Source organism: Corynebacterium hiratae (assembly GCF_009708045.1).
Lineage (GTDB): Bacteria > Actinomycetota > Actinomycetes > Mycobacteriales > Mycobacteriaceae > Corynebacterium > Corynebacterium hiratae.
In genome coordinates this window covers 58,865-72,665 of record NZ_VIOG01000002.1, presented here as the reverse complement: position 1 = coordinate 72,665, position 13,801 = coordinate 58,865, and the positions used below count along the sequence as shown (strand labels likewise).

At 63.5% G+C, this 13,801-nt stretch carries 11 protein-coding genes; 5 read left to right on the top strand and 6 right to left on the bottom strand.

What is annotated here, in order from left to right; genetic code table 11:
- Window positions 1-36 precede the first annotated feature (36 nt).
- Together FME68_RS02050 and FME68_RS02045 are read right to left on the bottom strand one after the other, a co-directional pair.
- The gene (locus tag FME68_RS02050; RefSeq protein WP_158395718.1) at window positions 37-1,134 is read right to left on the bottom strand and encodes a MalY/PatB family protein; all 1,098 of its coding nucleotides are present in this window, start codon (window positions 1,132-1,134) and stop codon (window positions 37-39) included.
- A gap of 10 nt (window positions 1,135-1,144) precedes the next feature.
- Window positions 1,145-2,977 carry an ABC transporter ATP-binding protein gene (locus FME68_RS02045; RefSeq protein WP_158395716.1) on the bottom strand — a complete coding sequence of 611 codons (1,833 nt, stop codon included), beginning with the start codon at window positions 2,975-2,977 and terminating at the stop codon, window positions 1,145-1,147.
- Window positions 2,978-3,067: 90 nt separating this feature from the next.
- On the opposite strand from FME68_RS02045, the gene FME68_RS02040 reads away from it, so the two are divergent.
- Window positions 3,068-3,604 carry a hypothetical protein gene (locus FME68_RS02040; protein ID WP_328287684.1) on the top strand — a complete coding sequence of 179 codons (537 nt, stop codon included), beginning with the start codon at window positions 3,068-3,070 and terminating at the stop codon, window positions 3,602-3,604.
- Window positions 3,601-4,125 carry an isopentenyl-diphosphate Delta-isomerase gene (idi, locus tag FME68_RS02035; RefSeq protein ID WP_070754458.1) on the top strand — a complete coding sequence of 175 codons (525 nt, stop codon included), beginning with the start codon at window positions 3,601-3,603 and terminating at the stop codon, window positions 4,123-4,125. Before FME68_RS02040 ends, idi begins: the two co-directional genes overlap by 4 nt.
- 523 nt (window positions 4,126-4,648) lie before the next feature.
- On the opposite strand, the gene FME68_RS02030 is transcribed toward idi, so the two are convergent.
- Complete coding sequence (locus tag FME68_RS02030) at window positions 4,649-5,920, bottom strand: carboxylesterase family protein (protein WP_046649028.1); 1,272 nt, start codon at window positions 5,918-5,920, stop codon at window positions 4,649-4,651.
- 174 nt (window positions 5,921-6,094) lie between these two features.
- On the opposite strand from FME68_RS02030, the gene FME68_RS13000 reads away from it, so the two are divergent.
- Complete coding sequence (locus tag FME68_RS13000; protein WP_168162657.1) at window positions 6,095-6,250, top strand: hypothetical protein; 156 nt, start codon at window positions 6,095-6,097, stop codon at window positions 6,248-6,250.
- A 12-nt stretch (window positions 6,251-6,262) separates the two neighbouring features.
- Here the strand turns inward: FME68_RS13000 and malQ are convergent, their stop codons facing one another.
- Window positions 6,263-8,362: a 4-alpha-glucanotransferase gene (malQ, locus tag FME68_RS02025; protein ID WP_328287683.1), complete on the bottom strand. Its 2,100-nt coding sequence runs from the start codon at window positions 8,360-8,362 to the stop codon at window positions 6,263-6,265.
- A 93-nt stretch (window positions 8,363-8,455) separates the two neighbouring features.
- Between malQ and FME68_RS02020 the strand changes: the two genes are divergently transcribed.
- Together FME68_RS02020 and FME68_RS02015 are read left to right on the top strand one after the other, a co-directional pair.
- Window positions 8,456-10,297 carry an AMP-dependent synthetase/ligase gene (locus FME68_RS02020; protein ID WP_328287682.1) on the top strand — a complete coding sequence of 614 codons (1,842 nt, stop codon included), beginning with the start codon at window positions 8,456-8,458 and terminating at the stop codon, window positions 10,295-10,297.
- A 125-nt stretch (window positions 10,298-10,422) separates the two neighbouring features.
- Window positions 10,423-11,103 (top strand): hypothetical protein, encoded by a 681-nt coding sequence (locus tag FME68_RS02015; RefSeq protein WP_144013463.1) that lies wholly within the window; start codon window positions 10,423-10,425, stop codon window positions 11,101-11,103.
- Window positions 11,104-11,259: 156 nt separating this feature from the next.
- Here the strand turns inward: FME68_RS02015 and FME68_RS02010 are convergent, their stop codons facing one another.
- Both FME68_RS02010 and FME68_RS02005 read right to left on the bottom strand, forming a co-directional pair.
- Entirely contained in the window at window positions 11,260-12,327 is a 1,068-nt protein-coding gene (locus FME68_RS02010; protein ID WP_158395712.1) for a CNNM domain-containing protein, read from the bottom strand.
- Entirely contained in the window at window positions 12,327-13,700 is a 1,374-nt protein-coding gene (locus FME68_RS02005; RefSeq protein WP_070679333.1) for a hemolysin family protein, read from the bottom strand. The genes FME68_RS02010 and FME68_RS02005 overlap by 1 nt, the downstream gene beginning before the upstream one ends.
- Between the last annotated feature and the right edge of the window lie 101 nt (window positions 13,701-13,801).

Here is a 13,801-nt window from a genome sequence, read left to right as displayed (position 1 = left end):
TTCTAAGGATAATGCCCATGACATGAGATGTAAATTTTAGCTAAATGCTTTCTCCAGCCGGTCGAGCGCCTCTTCCAGCAGCTCGCGTGAGGTTGCGAAATTAAGACGGGCATGATGCTCGCCGCCCGTACCGAAGGTGACACCCTCGTTGAGGGCTACCTTGGCGTGCTCGCGCACCCAGGCCGCGGGCTTCGGGTTATCCCCAATGGCGGTCTCGCTAAAGTCCAACCACAGCAGGTAGGTGGCCTGCGGGTGGGAGGTCTTCAACCCCGGCACGCGCTTGGGCAGCTCCTCCACCAGCCAGTCGCGGGTCTTCTTCAGATACTCGATTTCCTCGTCGAGGAACTCGCTGCCGTGGCGGTAGGCTGCCTCTGCCGCCAGCACGCCGAGCGTGCCGGTGCCGTCCTTGGCCACGCCGGTCAGCGAGTTCCAGCGCTCGACGTCCGCGGTGTTGGAGAAGATCACCTGCGCGCACTTTAAGCCCGCGATGTTCCACGCCTTGGACGTGGCGGTGACGGTAATAACGCGGTCGGACAAAGCGCCGAGCGGGATGTGGCGGCCCTCGTAGACCAGCGGGGCGTGGATCTCATCGGAGAGGATGCGGGCATCGTACTTCTCCGCCAGTTCCACGAGTCCCCGCAGCCAATCCTCGTCGAAGACGATGCCCAGCGGGTTATAGGGGTGGGAGAGCAGGATGGAGCCGGCGCCGGCCTGGAAGGCGCGCTCGATATCGTCGAGCTCCAGCGAGGTTTCAATCTTCTCGCGCCCAGCGGTCTCCGGCAGCTCTAGTAGCGGCGGGTAGGAGGGAACCGGCACGGCCACCGCGCCTTCGGTGAAGTACTGCACGCCGAGCAGCAGGCCGCGCACCACATCCCCGATCCAGAAGACGTGTTCTGGGCGCCAGCCGTAGCGCGATTCGTAGAAATCTGCTATTGCCGCGTTGAGCTCGGAGGCCTTGGGCGCTGGGGTGTAGCCGAAGGATTCGGCGTCGACGGCCTCTTGGATGGCCTCCTTGACCGCCGGCGCGGTGAGGAAGTCTGATTCGGCGATCCACAGCGGGATGACGTCTTCGTCATAGACGGTCCACTTGCGGGTGCCGCGGGCGGAGAGTTCTTTCAGGCTAGGGAAACGCATGCGTCCCACCTTACTCGTCGGTGGCTTGGACGAATCCGTATTTTTTCAATCGCTGCCGGTCGGCGGCGGAGGCGGATTGGGTCAGGCGCAGCAGTTCAGCGTAGATTCCGCCGGACTGCGCCAGCTCCGCCGGCGAGCCGATCTCGGAGATGCGGCCGCGGTCCAGGGTGATGATGGTGTCCACGTCCGCGATGGTGGACAGGCGGTGCGCGATGATGAGCGTGGTGCGGTCCTTCATGAGCTCGTCCAGACCCGCCTGCACGGCGCGCTCGGCCTTGGTGTCCAGCGCCGAGGTGGCCTCGTCGAGGACGAGGATGGGGGCGTCTTTCAGCATGGCGCGCGCCACGGCCACGCGTTGCTTCTGCCCGCCGGAGAGCTTAAGGCCGCGCTCGCCGATGACGGTGTCGTAGCCATCGGGGAATTCCTCGATGAAGCCGTGTGCATTGGCGCGCTTGGCGACGTCCACGATCTCCTCCATCGTCGCCCCCGGCTTGCCATAAGCGATGTTTTCCCGAATGGTGCCGGAGAAAAGGTAGGACTCCTGGAAGACCACGCCGACCGAGGCGCGCAGGCGCTCCGCAGTAAGTTCCGCGGCGTCGTGGCCCAGTACCGTCAGTTTTCCCTCCGTGGGCTGGTAGAGACCCAACAGGAGGTTGACCAAGGTGGACTTGCCGCCGCCGGACTCACCGACGAGTGCCACCTTATGGCCTTCCTGGGCGGCGAAGGTGATATCGGCGACGACCGGCTTATCCGATTCATAGGAGAAGGACACGTCCTCGAAGGCAAAGACCGGGCCTTCGGTCGGGCGCAGCGGCTCGGCCGGGGTGAGGTCGAGCTCCGGCACGTCGGAGGTTTCAGCGGCGGCGACCAGCTGCGGGTTGACCGTGGGCTCCGGGACTTCCTCCATGACCTTGAAGTAATCCTTGGAGCCGGCGATGGCGCGCTGGCTGACATCCACGATCCAGCTCATCATGAACACCGGCTGCTTAGCCATGTTTACCAGCTGCAGGAGCATGACCATGTCACCGATGGAGAAGTGTCCCTCCAAGGTGCGCCAGAAGATCAGGCCATAGATGCCTAAGAAAATGAACGCCATGGCCGCGCCGCGAGCGGTATCCATGGAATGCCACCAGCGCGACTGCGGCTTCGTCGTATCCACCACCGTGCGGTAGTGCGAACCAAAGGAAGCTAGTTCACGGGCCTCGGCCACGAAGGACTTGGTCACCTTCACTTGGCCGATGACCTCCGCGAAGCGCCCGTTCGCCACGTCGATGTTCTCGTTCTTAATGGCCTCAAACTTCTGCCAGCGCTCCGAGGTCAGCGCGGTGAGCCACATATAGATAGGGAAGAGCGCGGCCAACAGGATGGCCAGCGGCCAGTAGTACACCGCGGTGATGACCAGCACCGCTGCCGCCTGGATGAGCATGACGAAGAAGTTATTGGAGAAGGACTGCAGGAACTGCGTGATATTCGCAATCGAGCGGTCCAAGCGCGCGATGATGGTGCCGGTGACCTGGTTGTCGTAGTAGCCCTGCGGCACGGAGAGCAGCTTGGCAAAGTAGCGCGTCGAAAGAATCTGGCGCAAACGTGCGACCATGACATCGCCGATATAACCGCCGGTATTCTTCACCACGTTGCCCAGCGCATCCGCCACAAAGAGTGCCACGACCCACCACAGGATGGTGCGCAGCGGGCCGCCTGCGACGACGGTATCGGTGGCCTCGCGAAGGATAAACGGGGTCAGCAGCGAGAGAATCGCGGTGACTGACGCGGTGATAAGGACGCCAAGATAAAACGGCCACAGGGCGGATGCGCTGCGGACGATGCGGAGAATAGAGTTCATCGCCGGCCGATGTTACGCCCTTAATAGGAATATCCAACCCGTCGACTAAGGTAGGGGAGAAACCGAAGTCGTGATGGAAAAGGATCCGCGGTGAAAAAATACCTCCCCCTAGCGTGCGCCCCGCTGTGCCTGGCTGCCTTGTCAGGCTGCAGCATCCTCCAGCCGCCGGACGTGGGCCCGCAGGACAACATCGTGGTGTCTAGCTCGGAGCCGCCGACCTTTGAGGCCAAGGATGTAGATGCTCATGAGGTCACCTCCAACCTGGCGGCACCCGTCAAAGATGAGGGGCTCAACGTGGAGTTCGAGCTCCAGGGGCTGTACTCCGGCGGCGGTGGAACGGTGCTGACGGTGAAGATTCACAACCTCAACGAGGTGCCCCTGCCTGCCGACGCCCTCGCGGACCCCACCTTGGAGCGCGCCGACGGCAACGGCGGCTGGGCCACCGTGGATCCCGTCCCTTATGACCCGGAGGTCAACGTGGACCTGGCCGCGCCCGGCTTGGATCACCCGCTGGGCGCCGGTGCGTCCACCAACCTTCAATATGTCTATAACGTTGCCCCAGGCAACCTCTGGAACGCGCGCTTTAGCATCGGCAACGTGCGCTACGTAGGAGACCTCAATCTATGACGGAACTCGTCGTTCTAGCCTCGCCGGAGGGCAAGCCCGCCGGCACCGCTGATAAGGCCGCCGTACACACCGCAGATACCCCGCTGCATTTTGCCTTTTCCGCGTGGGTGGTACGCGATGGCCAGCTGCTGCTGACCCGCCGAGCCCTGTCCAAGCTGACCTGGCCCGGCGTGTGGACCAATTCCTTCTGTGGGCACCCGGGCCCCGACGAGCCGACTGCCGACGCCGTCGTGCGCCGCGGCCGCTTCGAGCTCGGCCTGACCGGCACGCCGCGCTTGGTGCTGCCGGACTTTGCTTACCGCGCGGTGGATTCCTCCGGCGTGGTGGAGAATGAAATCTGCCCGGTCTATCTCTTCGAGACCGAAGACGATCCGACGCCTAACCCGGAGGAGGTCGACTCCTTCGCGTGGGCGCCGGTGCGCGATGTGCTCGCTGCCGTCGACGCCACGCCTTTTGCCTTTAGCCCGTGGATGGTGGAGGAGCTGACCCACGAGCCGCTGCGCGCGGCCCTTCTGGCCTAACCCTTCTGCGTGCGGGGCGGTAGGCCTCGAAGCCCGACTTAGGTCATGGGTGGGTGAGAAACGTCATTCTTAACACTGCTACCTGGTGTTGTTCGGCGGTGAGGTGGGATTGTTCCGCACTACATTGACCTAAGTCAGTCGGGCGTCTTCTAAAAGGCATCTGGCAAAGGGCATCTTTGGGTCTAAAAACGCCATCTGCACGATGAGTAAATGGCGTTTTCAGCCGTGAAAACGCCTTATGACTGATGCCTTTTGCCAGACGCCTTTTGTCAGATGCTTCCAGCATGTCGATGGAGGGACGCAGACGTTGCGCATTGCGAGGGAGCGAAGAGATAATCCGTTTGGGAAGAGACGTGCAGTGCTCTACGGAAACGGTCATTGTGGCCTGACTTAGGTCTTGGGTGGGTGAGCAACGTGACTCTTGACACTGCTGCCTGGTGGTTTTCGGCGGTGGGGTGGGATTGTTCCGCACTAAATTGGCCTAACCGTTCTGCGTGCGGGGCGTTGAGGCCCCGCACCCGGATCAGAGCAGACTGCCGTCCTGGGCAAAGGCCGCCGAAATATAATCCAAGCTGGAATACGCCACGCGATGCTCGTCGTTGTCTAGGTTGTACTCCCAGATAGCGTGCTCCGGGCGGTAGGCCTCGAATCCGGGCTCGCCTGTGCGCACAAAATCCTGCAGCCACTGGGCTAGCGGCGTCCTGCCGAAGAGCGGACGCAGCTCCTCGCAGTGCAGGGCCGGGCCCGAGGATCGGGTAAATTCCACCATCCAGGTCTTCCCCGGAGCCTTCTCCGCCACCTCGGCCGCCCACCGGCGAATGATGGAATCTCCCACCATCCGGCCCATCGGGCGCTCCTTGTCCATGTGCTGCGCCACCTGATACCAGGGTGTGAAGCCGTTGCGGGGAAAGCCGAAGCGCGGCGCCGCATAGCGCAGGATGAGGGCACGGAAAGGGGAGCGGTCGACCTTCTGCGTGGCTGGGATGTTGTAGAACTCGTCGCGGGTGCTGGCGAGGATGAGGGGGACGTCGGCAAGCTGCCCACACTCCAGCGGGGTGGGGCCCAGCGCCATATCGAGGCTGTACTTCTTGCGGAACTTGGCGTAGCCGGCGGCGAGCTCCTCCTGGCTCATCGCCGCCAGGGAGGAACGCGTGATGGGCTTTTTCATCACCTGGCGCAGAGTGGCACTGCGCTCCTCGAAGCTCTCTCGCGGGAAACCAGGGGACAGAGCTAGCGCCCGCCGAAACGCCCCGCGGTAGTGATCGCGCCGGCACAGCCACAGCACGGCGTTGGCGCCGGCGGACTGGCCCAGGATGGTCACGTTGGTGGGATCGCCGCCGAATGCCTCGATGTTGTTCTGGATCCATTCCAAGCCCAACTGCAGGTCCTCGATGGCGCGGTAGCGGTCGGGCTCGTCATCACGAAAACGGGCAAGCCCCGGCAGCCCAACGCGATAGCCCAGTTGCACGTGGACGATGCCCGCCTGTGCGGTCGGCGTGCCCTCCGCCCGGGGATCCTCGTGGGAGCCGTGCTCGTAGCGGCCGCCGTGGATATAGACCAACGTCGGCGCCAGGGACGTCGCGCGGCTGCCGGGCGCGGGGGCGGTGATGGTCAGCGCGATCTTCTCCGGGTGCGGGGTGCGCGCATCCTGGTCACGTGGTGGTGCGGGTTCGGGGTTCTCAAAATCCCCGGGGATGTGGGAGTACTCGATGGAATGGAAATGGGCCACGTCCTCATCGAGGTAGCCGGTGATGGTGCCCGCGGGGCAGGTGACGGTGAAAGGTGCACGACTCATGCACAACAGGCTACCCTGAGGGCATGGAATGGCTCGTGCAGGCGCCGGTGTGGGTGCAAATGGCGGTGCTCGCCGTCACGGCGGTGCCGGCCGCAACCGTCATGGGGTGGCTCCTGATGTGGGCAATCGACCGGGTGTATTCGTGGCTTGTGCCCGTGACTAGGATGAAGAACCATGACTCCCGATGATCACCGCGAAGGCCTGTGGGACCCCGAGCGCTCCGAACACGTCCACCGCAAGCGGGCACTGCCTAAATCCCGAGTGAGCGTGACCCTGTGGCTGATGATCGCGCTCATCGTCGTGGTGGCAGTGGTGGGCGTCGTCCTTTAAAGGGACGACGCTTTAGCGTTCGTCCCCTGGCCTCTTGGCGGCTTGGGCGAGGCGCTGGTAGAGCTCCTGCTTCGGTAGATCCTCCAAGAGGACTGGCTCGCCGGCGGTATTGCACAGCGGGATACACCAGTTGGGGTACTGGTCCTTCGTCGTGCCCGGTTGGTTCTGTGCGCGCACGTCACCGACCATATCCACCACGTTGGTCACCGTCAGTGCCGAGGGAGTTCCCGCAACATAGCGGTGCAGGGCAACCAGCACGTCCTCTTCGTTCTCGCGATTGTCCAACATGCCATAGGCCTGCAGATTATCCTTGACCTCTTCCTGCCACGCGCGGTCCTCGGCCTCTTCTTCCGCCACCGGGCGGGTCAGCAGACCCAGGCGGGCGCGCAGTGCGATGTGATCGCCGCGCAGGAAGGCGAGCGTTGGCGGCAGATCGTGCGTGCCCACCGAGGACATCGCCATGTGGCGGTACTGATCCTGCGGGCGCGGGGTGGGGCCTTCGTTGGCGTGCTCAAACCAGATGATCGTGGTGCCAAGTACTCCCATGTCCTGCAGGGCATTCTGGACCCAGGGTTCCAGGGTGCCCAGGTCCTCGCCGACGAGGACCGCGCCGGCGCGTTCGGCCTCGAGCGCGAGGATGCCGAGCATGGCTTCCCAGTCATAGGTCACGTAGGTGCCGTTGAGTGGGGTGGACTGGCGCGGGATCCAGTACAGGCGGAAAAGGCCCAGCACGTGGTCGACGCGCAGACCGCCGGCGTTGCCCAGCATCGTGCGCAGCAAATCACGCCACGGCTCGTAGCCGGCTTCTGCCAGACGGACCGGGTGCCACGGCGGCTGCGACCAGTCCTGGCCCTGCTGGTTATAGTCATCCGGCGGAGCACCCACCGAGCACTGGGGAGCCAGGTACTCGGAGAGGTTGACGGCATCGGCACCCGCGGGGTGGATGCCCACGGCCATATCGGTGATGAGGCCGATGCTCATGCCGGCGTCGAGCGCGCGGCGCTGGGCGGCATCCAGCTGCTCATCGCAGAGGAACTGCAGCCAGGAATAGAACTCGGCTAAGTCGTTGACGTCGAGGCTCAGCGCGTGGCGGCGACCACTGTGGCGCGAGAGTTCAGTCTCTGCACACCACAGCGCGAAATTGCGCAGGCCGCGGCCCTCGCGGCGCTGGTACTCGCTGAAGGCGGTGCGGCGCTCCGGGGTCATTCCCTGGTTGAAGAGCTCCTGCAGCACCTGCAGCTTGGCCTCGAAGATGGAATCGCGGTCGATCTCTTCGGCAGACCGGTTGCGCTCGCGGAACTCGGCGGCGAGCTCGGCGACGTCCTCCTGAAGCTCCGGGCTGAGCTGTTGCAGCTCCGGAATATCCTCGATGCGGATGTAAATCGGGTTGATGAAACGCCGCGTGGTGGGCAGGTAAGGCGAATCCTCCACAGGCGGGATTGGCTCGCCCGCGTGCAGCGGGTTGATAAGGAGGAAGTCATAATCCGGCGCCAGTACCTCCGCGAGTTCGGCTAGATCTCCGAAATCGCCCATGCCCCAGGACTTCTCGGAGCGCACCGAATACAACTGCGCCATCGCGCCCGCGGCGGGGCGGTCGAGGAAGCGATCTGCTGTGCTCAGATGGTTCGGCACGACGATGAGCGGGCATTCGTGCTCGCCGATACCCGGCGAGGACAAGTGCAGCTTGTGAAAACCTAAGGGCAGGTCCCCGGGAACGTGGAAGCCGGCCTCGCCCCACATGGTGCCGGCGACGTCGGCAGCCGGGGCGTCGTTCGGATCCTGGTAAGTCGGCCGCGTCTCGCCGTTTTCCAGCTCGATGGTGACGGTGACGGGGTCGCCGTCGTGGACGTGGACGACGAAAGACTTTTCGGCACCTTCGCGGGCCACCACGCACGGCGGCAGCGGGCGGGAGGCGCGCTCGAGATAATCCTCGAACAGGGCTTGGGTTAGCTCCTCATCGTCCGGACGGTCGGAGATAGAGACGCCGAGTGCGCGCAGCGTATAGGTAATTGTTTCCTCGCTGACGTACACGGGCTGTCCGTTCTGGGCGGTGTACTCGCAGGCCACGCCGTGGCGTTGGGCAAGTTCTTGAAGCAGATCACGGGTAGTCACATCCCCCAATTGTGCCACGCCCTCCCCGCGTGCGGGAGAAATCCGGTTGGTAGAGTGGGCTGGAATTTAATTTTTGTGGGAAAGGACACAACTGTGACTTTGAATGAAGCGCATACGAAAGCGGAGTTCGAGATCAAAGACGGGGAGACCTGCCTTACCGCCATGATGGCTACGGCACACGCCCGCCCACATGGCGTGCTGTTTACCCGCCCCGCGAACTATGAGTGGGTCAACGTCACCGCCAAAGAGTTCGTGGAGGAAGTCTACGCGGTGGCCAAGGGCCTCATCGCTTTCGGCGTGGAGCAGGGAGACCGTGTGGCTCTTATTTCTACCACCCGCTACGAGTGGTCCCTGTTGGACTATGCCATCTGGGCCGCCGGTGCCATCTCCGTTCCGGTGTACCCGTCTTCATCGATGTCGCAGGTGCAGTGGATTATCGAGGATTCCGGCGCCATCCTTGCCATTACGGAAACCCGCGAGCACTCCGAGCTGGTCAAGCACCTGAAACTGCAGGAGGATGGCACCCCGCAGCTGCATGGCTCGCCCTCCCAGCTGCGCCGCGTCCTAGAGATCAACTCTTCGGCCATCGATACGCTGAAGTTTGAAGGCCGCGATGTCAGCGACGATGCCGTCGACCAGCGCATCGAAGCCACGAACACCGATGACGTCGCCTCGCTGGTCTACACCTCTGGCACCACCGGTCGCCCCAAGGGCTGCATGCTGACCCACCGCAATTGGCTGGCAGAGGCGCGCGGCCTGCTGACCAACCCCATTGGTGCCATCGCCGTGCCGGGTGCGCACGTTTTGACCTTCCTGCCTTTGGCACACGTCTTTAGCCGCGCGGTGTCACTGGCGGTCACCATCGGCGGTGCCTCCCAGAACCACTGGTCCGATTTCGGCACCATCACCATCGAATTCGCGCGCTCCCGCCCGAACCTGATCCTCGGCGTGCCGCGCGTGTTTGAGAAGGTACGCAACGGCGCGTCCGCGAAGGCCCACGCCTCCTCCGCATTCAAGGGTGCAATCTTCGACCAAGCTGAAAAGGTCGCCATCGAATACTCCAAGGCGCTGGACACCCCGGAGGGCCCCAACCGAGTCCTCAAGGCCAAGCACAAGGCCTTTGACAAGCTGGTCTATTCCGCCATCCGCCAGGCGATGGGCGGCGAGGTCAAGTACTGCATCTCCGGTGGTTCGGCCATCTCGCAGGACTTGCTGCACTGGTACCGCGGCATCGGCGTGACCATCTACGAGGGCTATGGCCTGACGGAGACCGCAGCGGCTGCCGCCGTGGACTTCGTGGACCAGTCCATCGGTACCGTTGGTCCACCACTGGGCGGAACGACGATGCGCATTAACGACGACGGCGAGATCCTGATCAAGGGCGATATCGTCTTCAAGGGCTACTGGCAGAACGAGGAAGCCACCGAGAACTCCCTGCAGGACGGCTGGTACAACACCGGCGACCTGGGTGAAATCGATGAGGACGGCAAGCTCGTTATCACCGGCCGCAAGAAGGACCTCATCGTCACCGCCGGCGGCAAGAACGTCTCGCCGGGGCCGATGGAAGATATCCTGCGCTCCCACCCGCTGATTTCCCAGGCCATGGTGGTCGGCGACGGCAAGCCCTTCATCGGCGTCTTGCTCACCCTCGATGAGGACGCGCTCAAGCGCTGGAAGGCCGATCACAACATTTCCGCGACCAAGGGCATGCGTGAGGTGGCAGCGGATCCGGCACTGCGCGCGGATATCCAGGACGCCATCAACCAGGTCAACGCTACGGTCTCCCACGCCGAGGGCATCAAGAAGTTCGTCATCCTCGACCAGGACCTCACCGAGGAAAGCAACGAGCTCACCCCCACGATGAAGGTGAAGCGCTATGTCGTGGCACAGCGCTACGCGGCGGACATCGAGCGCCTCTACGCCGGCAAGAAATAAGGCTGGATGGAGTCTGTGAATTCCTTCGGAGTGTCGCGCAGACCCACGGGAGAATCTCTAATAGAGTCAGCGGGGTCAGAAAAACTCTAAACCTCAACTAGAGGTTCTCGCGGAAAGGGCAGCCTATGCACAAAATCGCAGCCGAGCTGCGCCACCGTGAGCTGACCCAAGAAATCTATAACATCGGCGACGAAGTCGTTGACTACATCGAGCACCTCATCGAGGCCATCGAGGACTGGGACGATGAACTCTCCCTCGACTGCTTGGCTGAGCTGGGGGACATCGTCGAGGACGCCCGCGTGGATTCCGGGCGTTGTGTCGGCGAGCTCATCGGCCTGCGCCACGCGCTGGTTTCCGGGCTGAAGTCCGGCACTATCTCCGCTGCTTCCTCCGGCGACAATGATGTCGAGGAGCCGAAACAGCTCACCGCACGCGCGCTCGCTGAGGGCCTGCCCATCTCCGGCCCGCCCGTCGTGGTCTCGGAGCTGGCAGAGACTCTGCGCGGTCGCACCGCCGCGGTGGCTGCCTACCTGCGGGAGCTGGTGGAGTACGTGCTGGCGCAAACCGACGCCGTGGCCCGCAACCTCGACGTGGTCTCCCTGCCAAACCTGTACAAGCGCGCGGGAGAATCCTCGCTCATCGCAGTGCAGGCCTGGCGCCACACCGTCGTTGAGGCACACCCCGCCTTCGTGCGCACCATGCGCGGGCATAACCCGCCGCCCTTCCTGGAGGAGCGCGCGCGTATCGACGCCGTTGTTGCCCGCGTGCGCGCCAAGCGCCAGAAGAAGGCCGCCACGACTGCCTAGTCGCCGCATCACAGACTTCCTTGTTGCCAACACACAAGGATTACCTAAGAAAAGCGCCACCGAGATTCCCTCTCTCGGTGGCGCTCTTCGTCTCTCTGGGTACTGGCCAAGCTTCCGTGCCAGGCCTGGCTGTGCGCCACGCCTAGCGCGTACGCGCTAGGCCCCCGGGTTCTTTGACGCCGGCACGGCCTGGTCCAGCTGCTCCGTAATCTGCGGCCACAGCTGGCCCATGATGTCATCCCAGGTGAGGATCCACACCGTCTTGTCCTTGGTGGGCTTGCCCACGACGACGAGCTGCTCGTTGCGGGCGCGCATCTGGTCCAGAGTCTTCTGCACGGTGGAGGAGGAGCCCACCGCCAGTGCGGGGCGGGAGAAATCCAGCACCGGAGTTTCCGGGTCCGCCAACAGGGTGTCGCGCACATGGACGATGCGGGGGATGCGCGAGGTACGCGGGTAGACCAGCACGCGCATGATGGACTTGCGTACTACGAGTTCGTGGAGCTCGGCCACGGTGGCATCGGAGGACAGCGGCAGGATTTCCGAGCCGTGCTCGCGGGCCAACTGGGCCGCGGTGGCGGCTTCCAGCTCGATGACGCCGGTGATCTGGTTGGCGGAGTCGTCGTCAAGCGTGCCCGTCAGACGCGAGTGCTCGACCAAGTGGCGCAGGGTCTCCGCGTCATAGCCGGCGGCACCAGCGCGGTCGACGGGCTCCTCGCCGGCCATCGTCACCAGCTTGTTGGCCATCTTGTTGATCCAAATCAGCAGCGGACGGAAGAGCCAGATGAAGCCGCGGGCGGGCACCGCGATGAGCTGGAGGGCGGTCTCCGGGTGAGCAATGGCCCAAGACTTCGGCGCCATCTCACCGATGACCAGGTGCAGGAAGGTCACGACGAAAAGGGCCAGCAGGAAGGAAACGACGTCAGCAACGCCCAGCGGCAGGCCAAGGGCCTCCAGTGGCGTCATCAACAGGTGATGGACCCACGGCTTGGTCACGGCACCCAGGACGAAGGTCGCGGCGGTAATGCCCAGCTGGGCGCCGGCCAGCATGATGGTCAGCTCATTGAGCGAGCGCAGGCCCGCGCGCGAAGCTGCCGAGGATTCCGCGGTCTCCTCCAAACGGTTGCGGCGCGCGCCCATGAGGGAGAACTCGATGACCACGAAGAACGCGGAAGCAGCGATGATGAGAACAGTGATAAGGAGGTTGAACCACCAGGTATCAGTCATTAGTCATCATCTCCTTCCGGAAACTCCTCCACTAGCTCGAGCGCCAGGACGGAGGGGACGTGGCGGTCGATTTCCTCGACGCGCACGTTGAGCGTGCGGATGGGGGCTTCGTCGCCGTCGACCCAATCTTCCGGCTCGGCCTCAAGCTCGATGGAAAGCTCTTCGCCTTCTTCCGGCAGCGTGCCGGAGTGCGCGATGAGCAGGCCGGCGACGGTTTCGAAATCGCCCTCTGGCAGGTCGTGGCCGATGGCGCGCTCCACCTCGTCGATGGGCGTGTCACCGTCGACGATCCAGTGCGTCTCGTCCTGCTCAGTGATTTCCTCGGTTTCTTCGAGGTCGTGCTCGTCGGTGACATCGCCGAGGATTTCCTCGGCCAAGTCCTCCATGGTCACGATGCCGACGAAGCCGCCGTATTCGTCGATGACGCAGGCGAGTTTCTCGTCGGCGTCGCGAAGCTCCGTGACGACGTCGGGAAGCGGCATGAGCTCCGGCACCACCACGGGGGCCTTCATGATTTCGCGGGCCGGGGTGGCCGCGGGCAGCTCGGTGCCCAGCACGTCGTAGAGGTGCACCACGCCGATGGGATTGTGTTCATCGTCGATGATGGGGTAGCGGGTGTGGTTCTCCGACATCATCTCGCGCACCTCGCCGATGGTGGTTTCGGGCTCGATGACATCCACGCGCGAGCGCGGAATCATGGCGTGTCCCACGTCGTGTTCGGGGAAGTCGAGGAGGCGGTCGAGCACCAGGTAGGTGTCCTCATCCAAGTCGCCGGCCTCGTGGGAGGCATCGACGATGGACTCCAAGTCATCGGTGGTGGCAGAAGAATCGACATCCTCCACCGGCTCGATGCCGAATAACTTGAGCAGGGCATTGGAGGAATACTCGAAGAAGTGGATGAGCCAGCCAAAAATCTTGAGGTACCACATCGTCGATGCGGACAGCCACAGCGCTGACTTCATGGGGGCTGCGATGGTGTAGTTCTTCGGGAAGAGCTCGGCGAAGAGCATGGTGAGAACCGTCGAAATAGCAAGCGCCGCCACGGTGCCTACCGCGACGGACACACCCGTGGGCACGCCCACGCCGCCCAGCAGCTGGCCCAGGCCTTGGCCCACGAGGGGCTCGGCCACATAACCGATGAGCAGGCCGGTAATCGTGATACCCAGCTGCGCGCCGGAGAGCATGAAGGATGTCTTTTGCGTGATCTTTAAGGCGCGCTCCGCGGGCTTATCCCCAGTCGCTGCGCGCTGGCGCAGCTGCGTGCGGTCCACCGACATGAAGGCGAATTCCTGCGCCACGAAGTAGGCGTTGGCCACGATAATGAGAGCGATGACGGCGAAACCCGCCACAATCATCAGGATGGCAGATAACACGGCTTACCCCACCGCCTTAAGGAGGCGGCGGGGACATCGACTCGGAGGTTCCACTTAAAAGAGGCCTTTCTTCACTATCGGGGTTGCAAATCTGCACTATA

Coding starts and splice junctions, on each gene's coding strand:
- FME68_RS02050 (WP_158395718.1), bottom strand. CDS start 1,134: ATGCGTTTCCCTAGCCTGAAAGAACTCTCCGCCCGCGGCACCCGCAAG.
- FME68_RS02045 (WP_158395716.1), bottom strand. CDS start 2,977: ATGAACTCTATTCTCCGCATCGTCCGCAGCGCATCCGCCCTGTGGCCG.
- idi (WP_070754458.1), top strand. CDS start 3,601: ATGACGGAACTCGTCGTTCTAGCCTCGCCGGAGGGCAAGCCCGCCGGC.
- FME68_RS02030 (WP_046649028.1), bottom strand. CDS start 5,920: ATGAGTCGTGCACCTTTCACCGTCACCTGCCCCGCGGGCACCATCACC.
- FME68_RS13000 (WP_168162657.1), top strand. CDS start 6,095: ATGACTCCCGATGATCACCGCGAAGGCCTGTGGGACCCCGAGCGCTCC.
- FME68_RS02015 (WP_144013463.1), top strand. CDS start 10,423: ATGCACAAAATCGCAGCCGAGCTGCGCCACCGTGAGCTGACCCAAGAA.
- FME68_RS02010 (WP_158395712.1), bottom strand. CDS start 12,327: ATGACTGATACCTGGTGGTTCAACCTCCTTATCACTGTTCTCATCATC.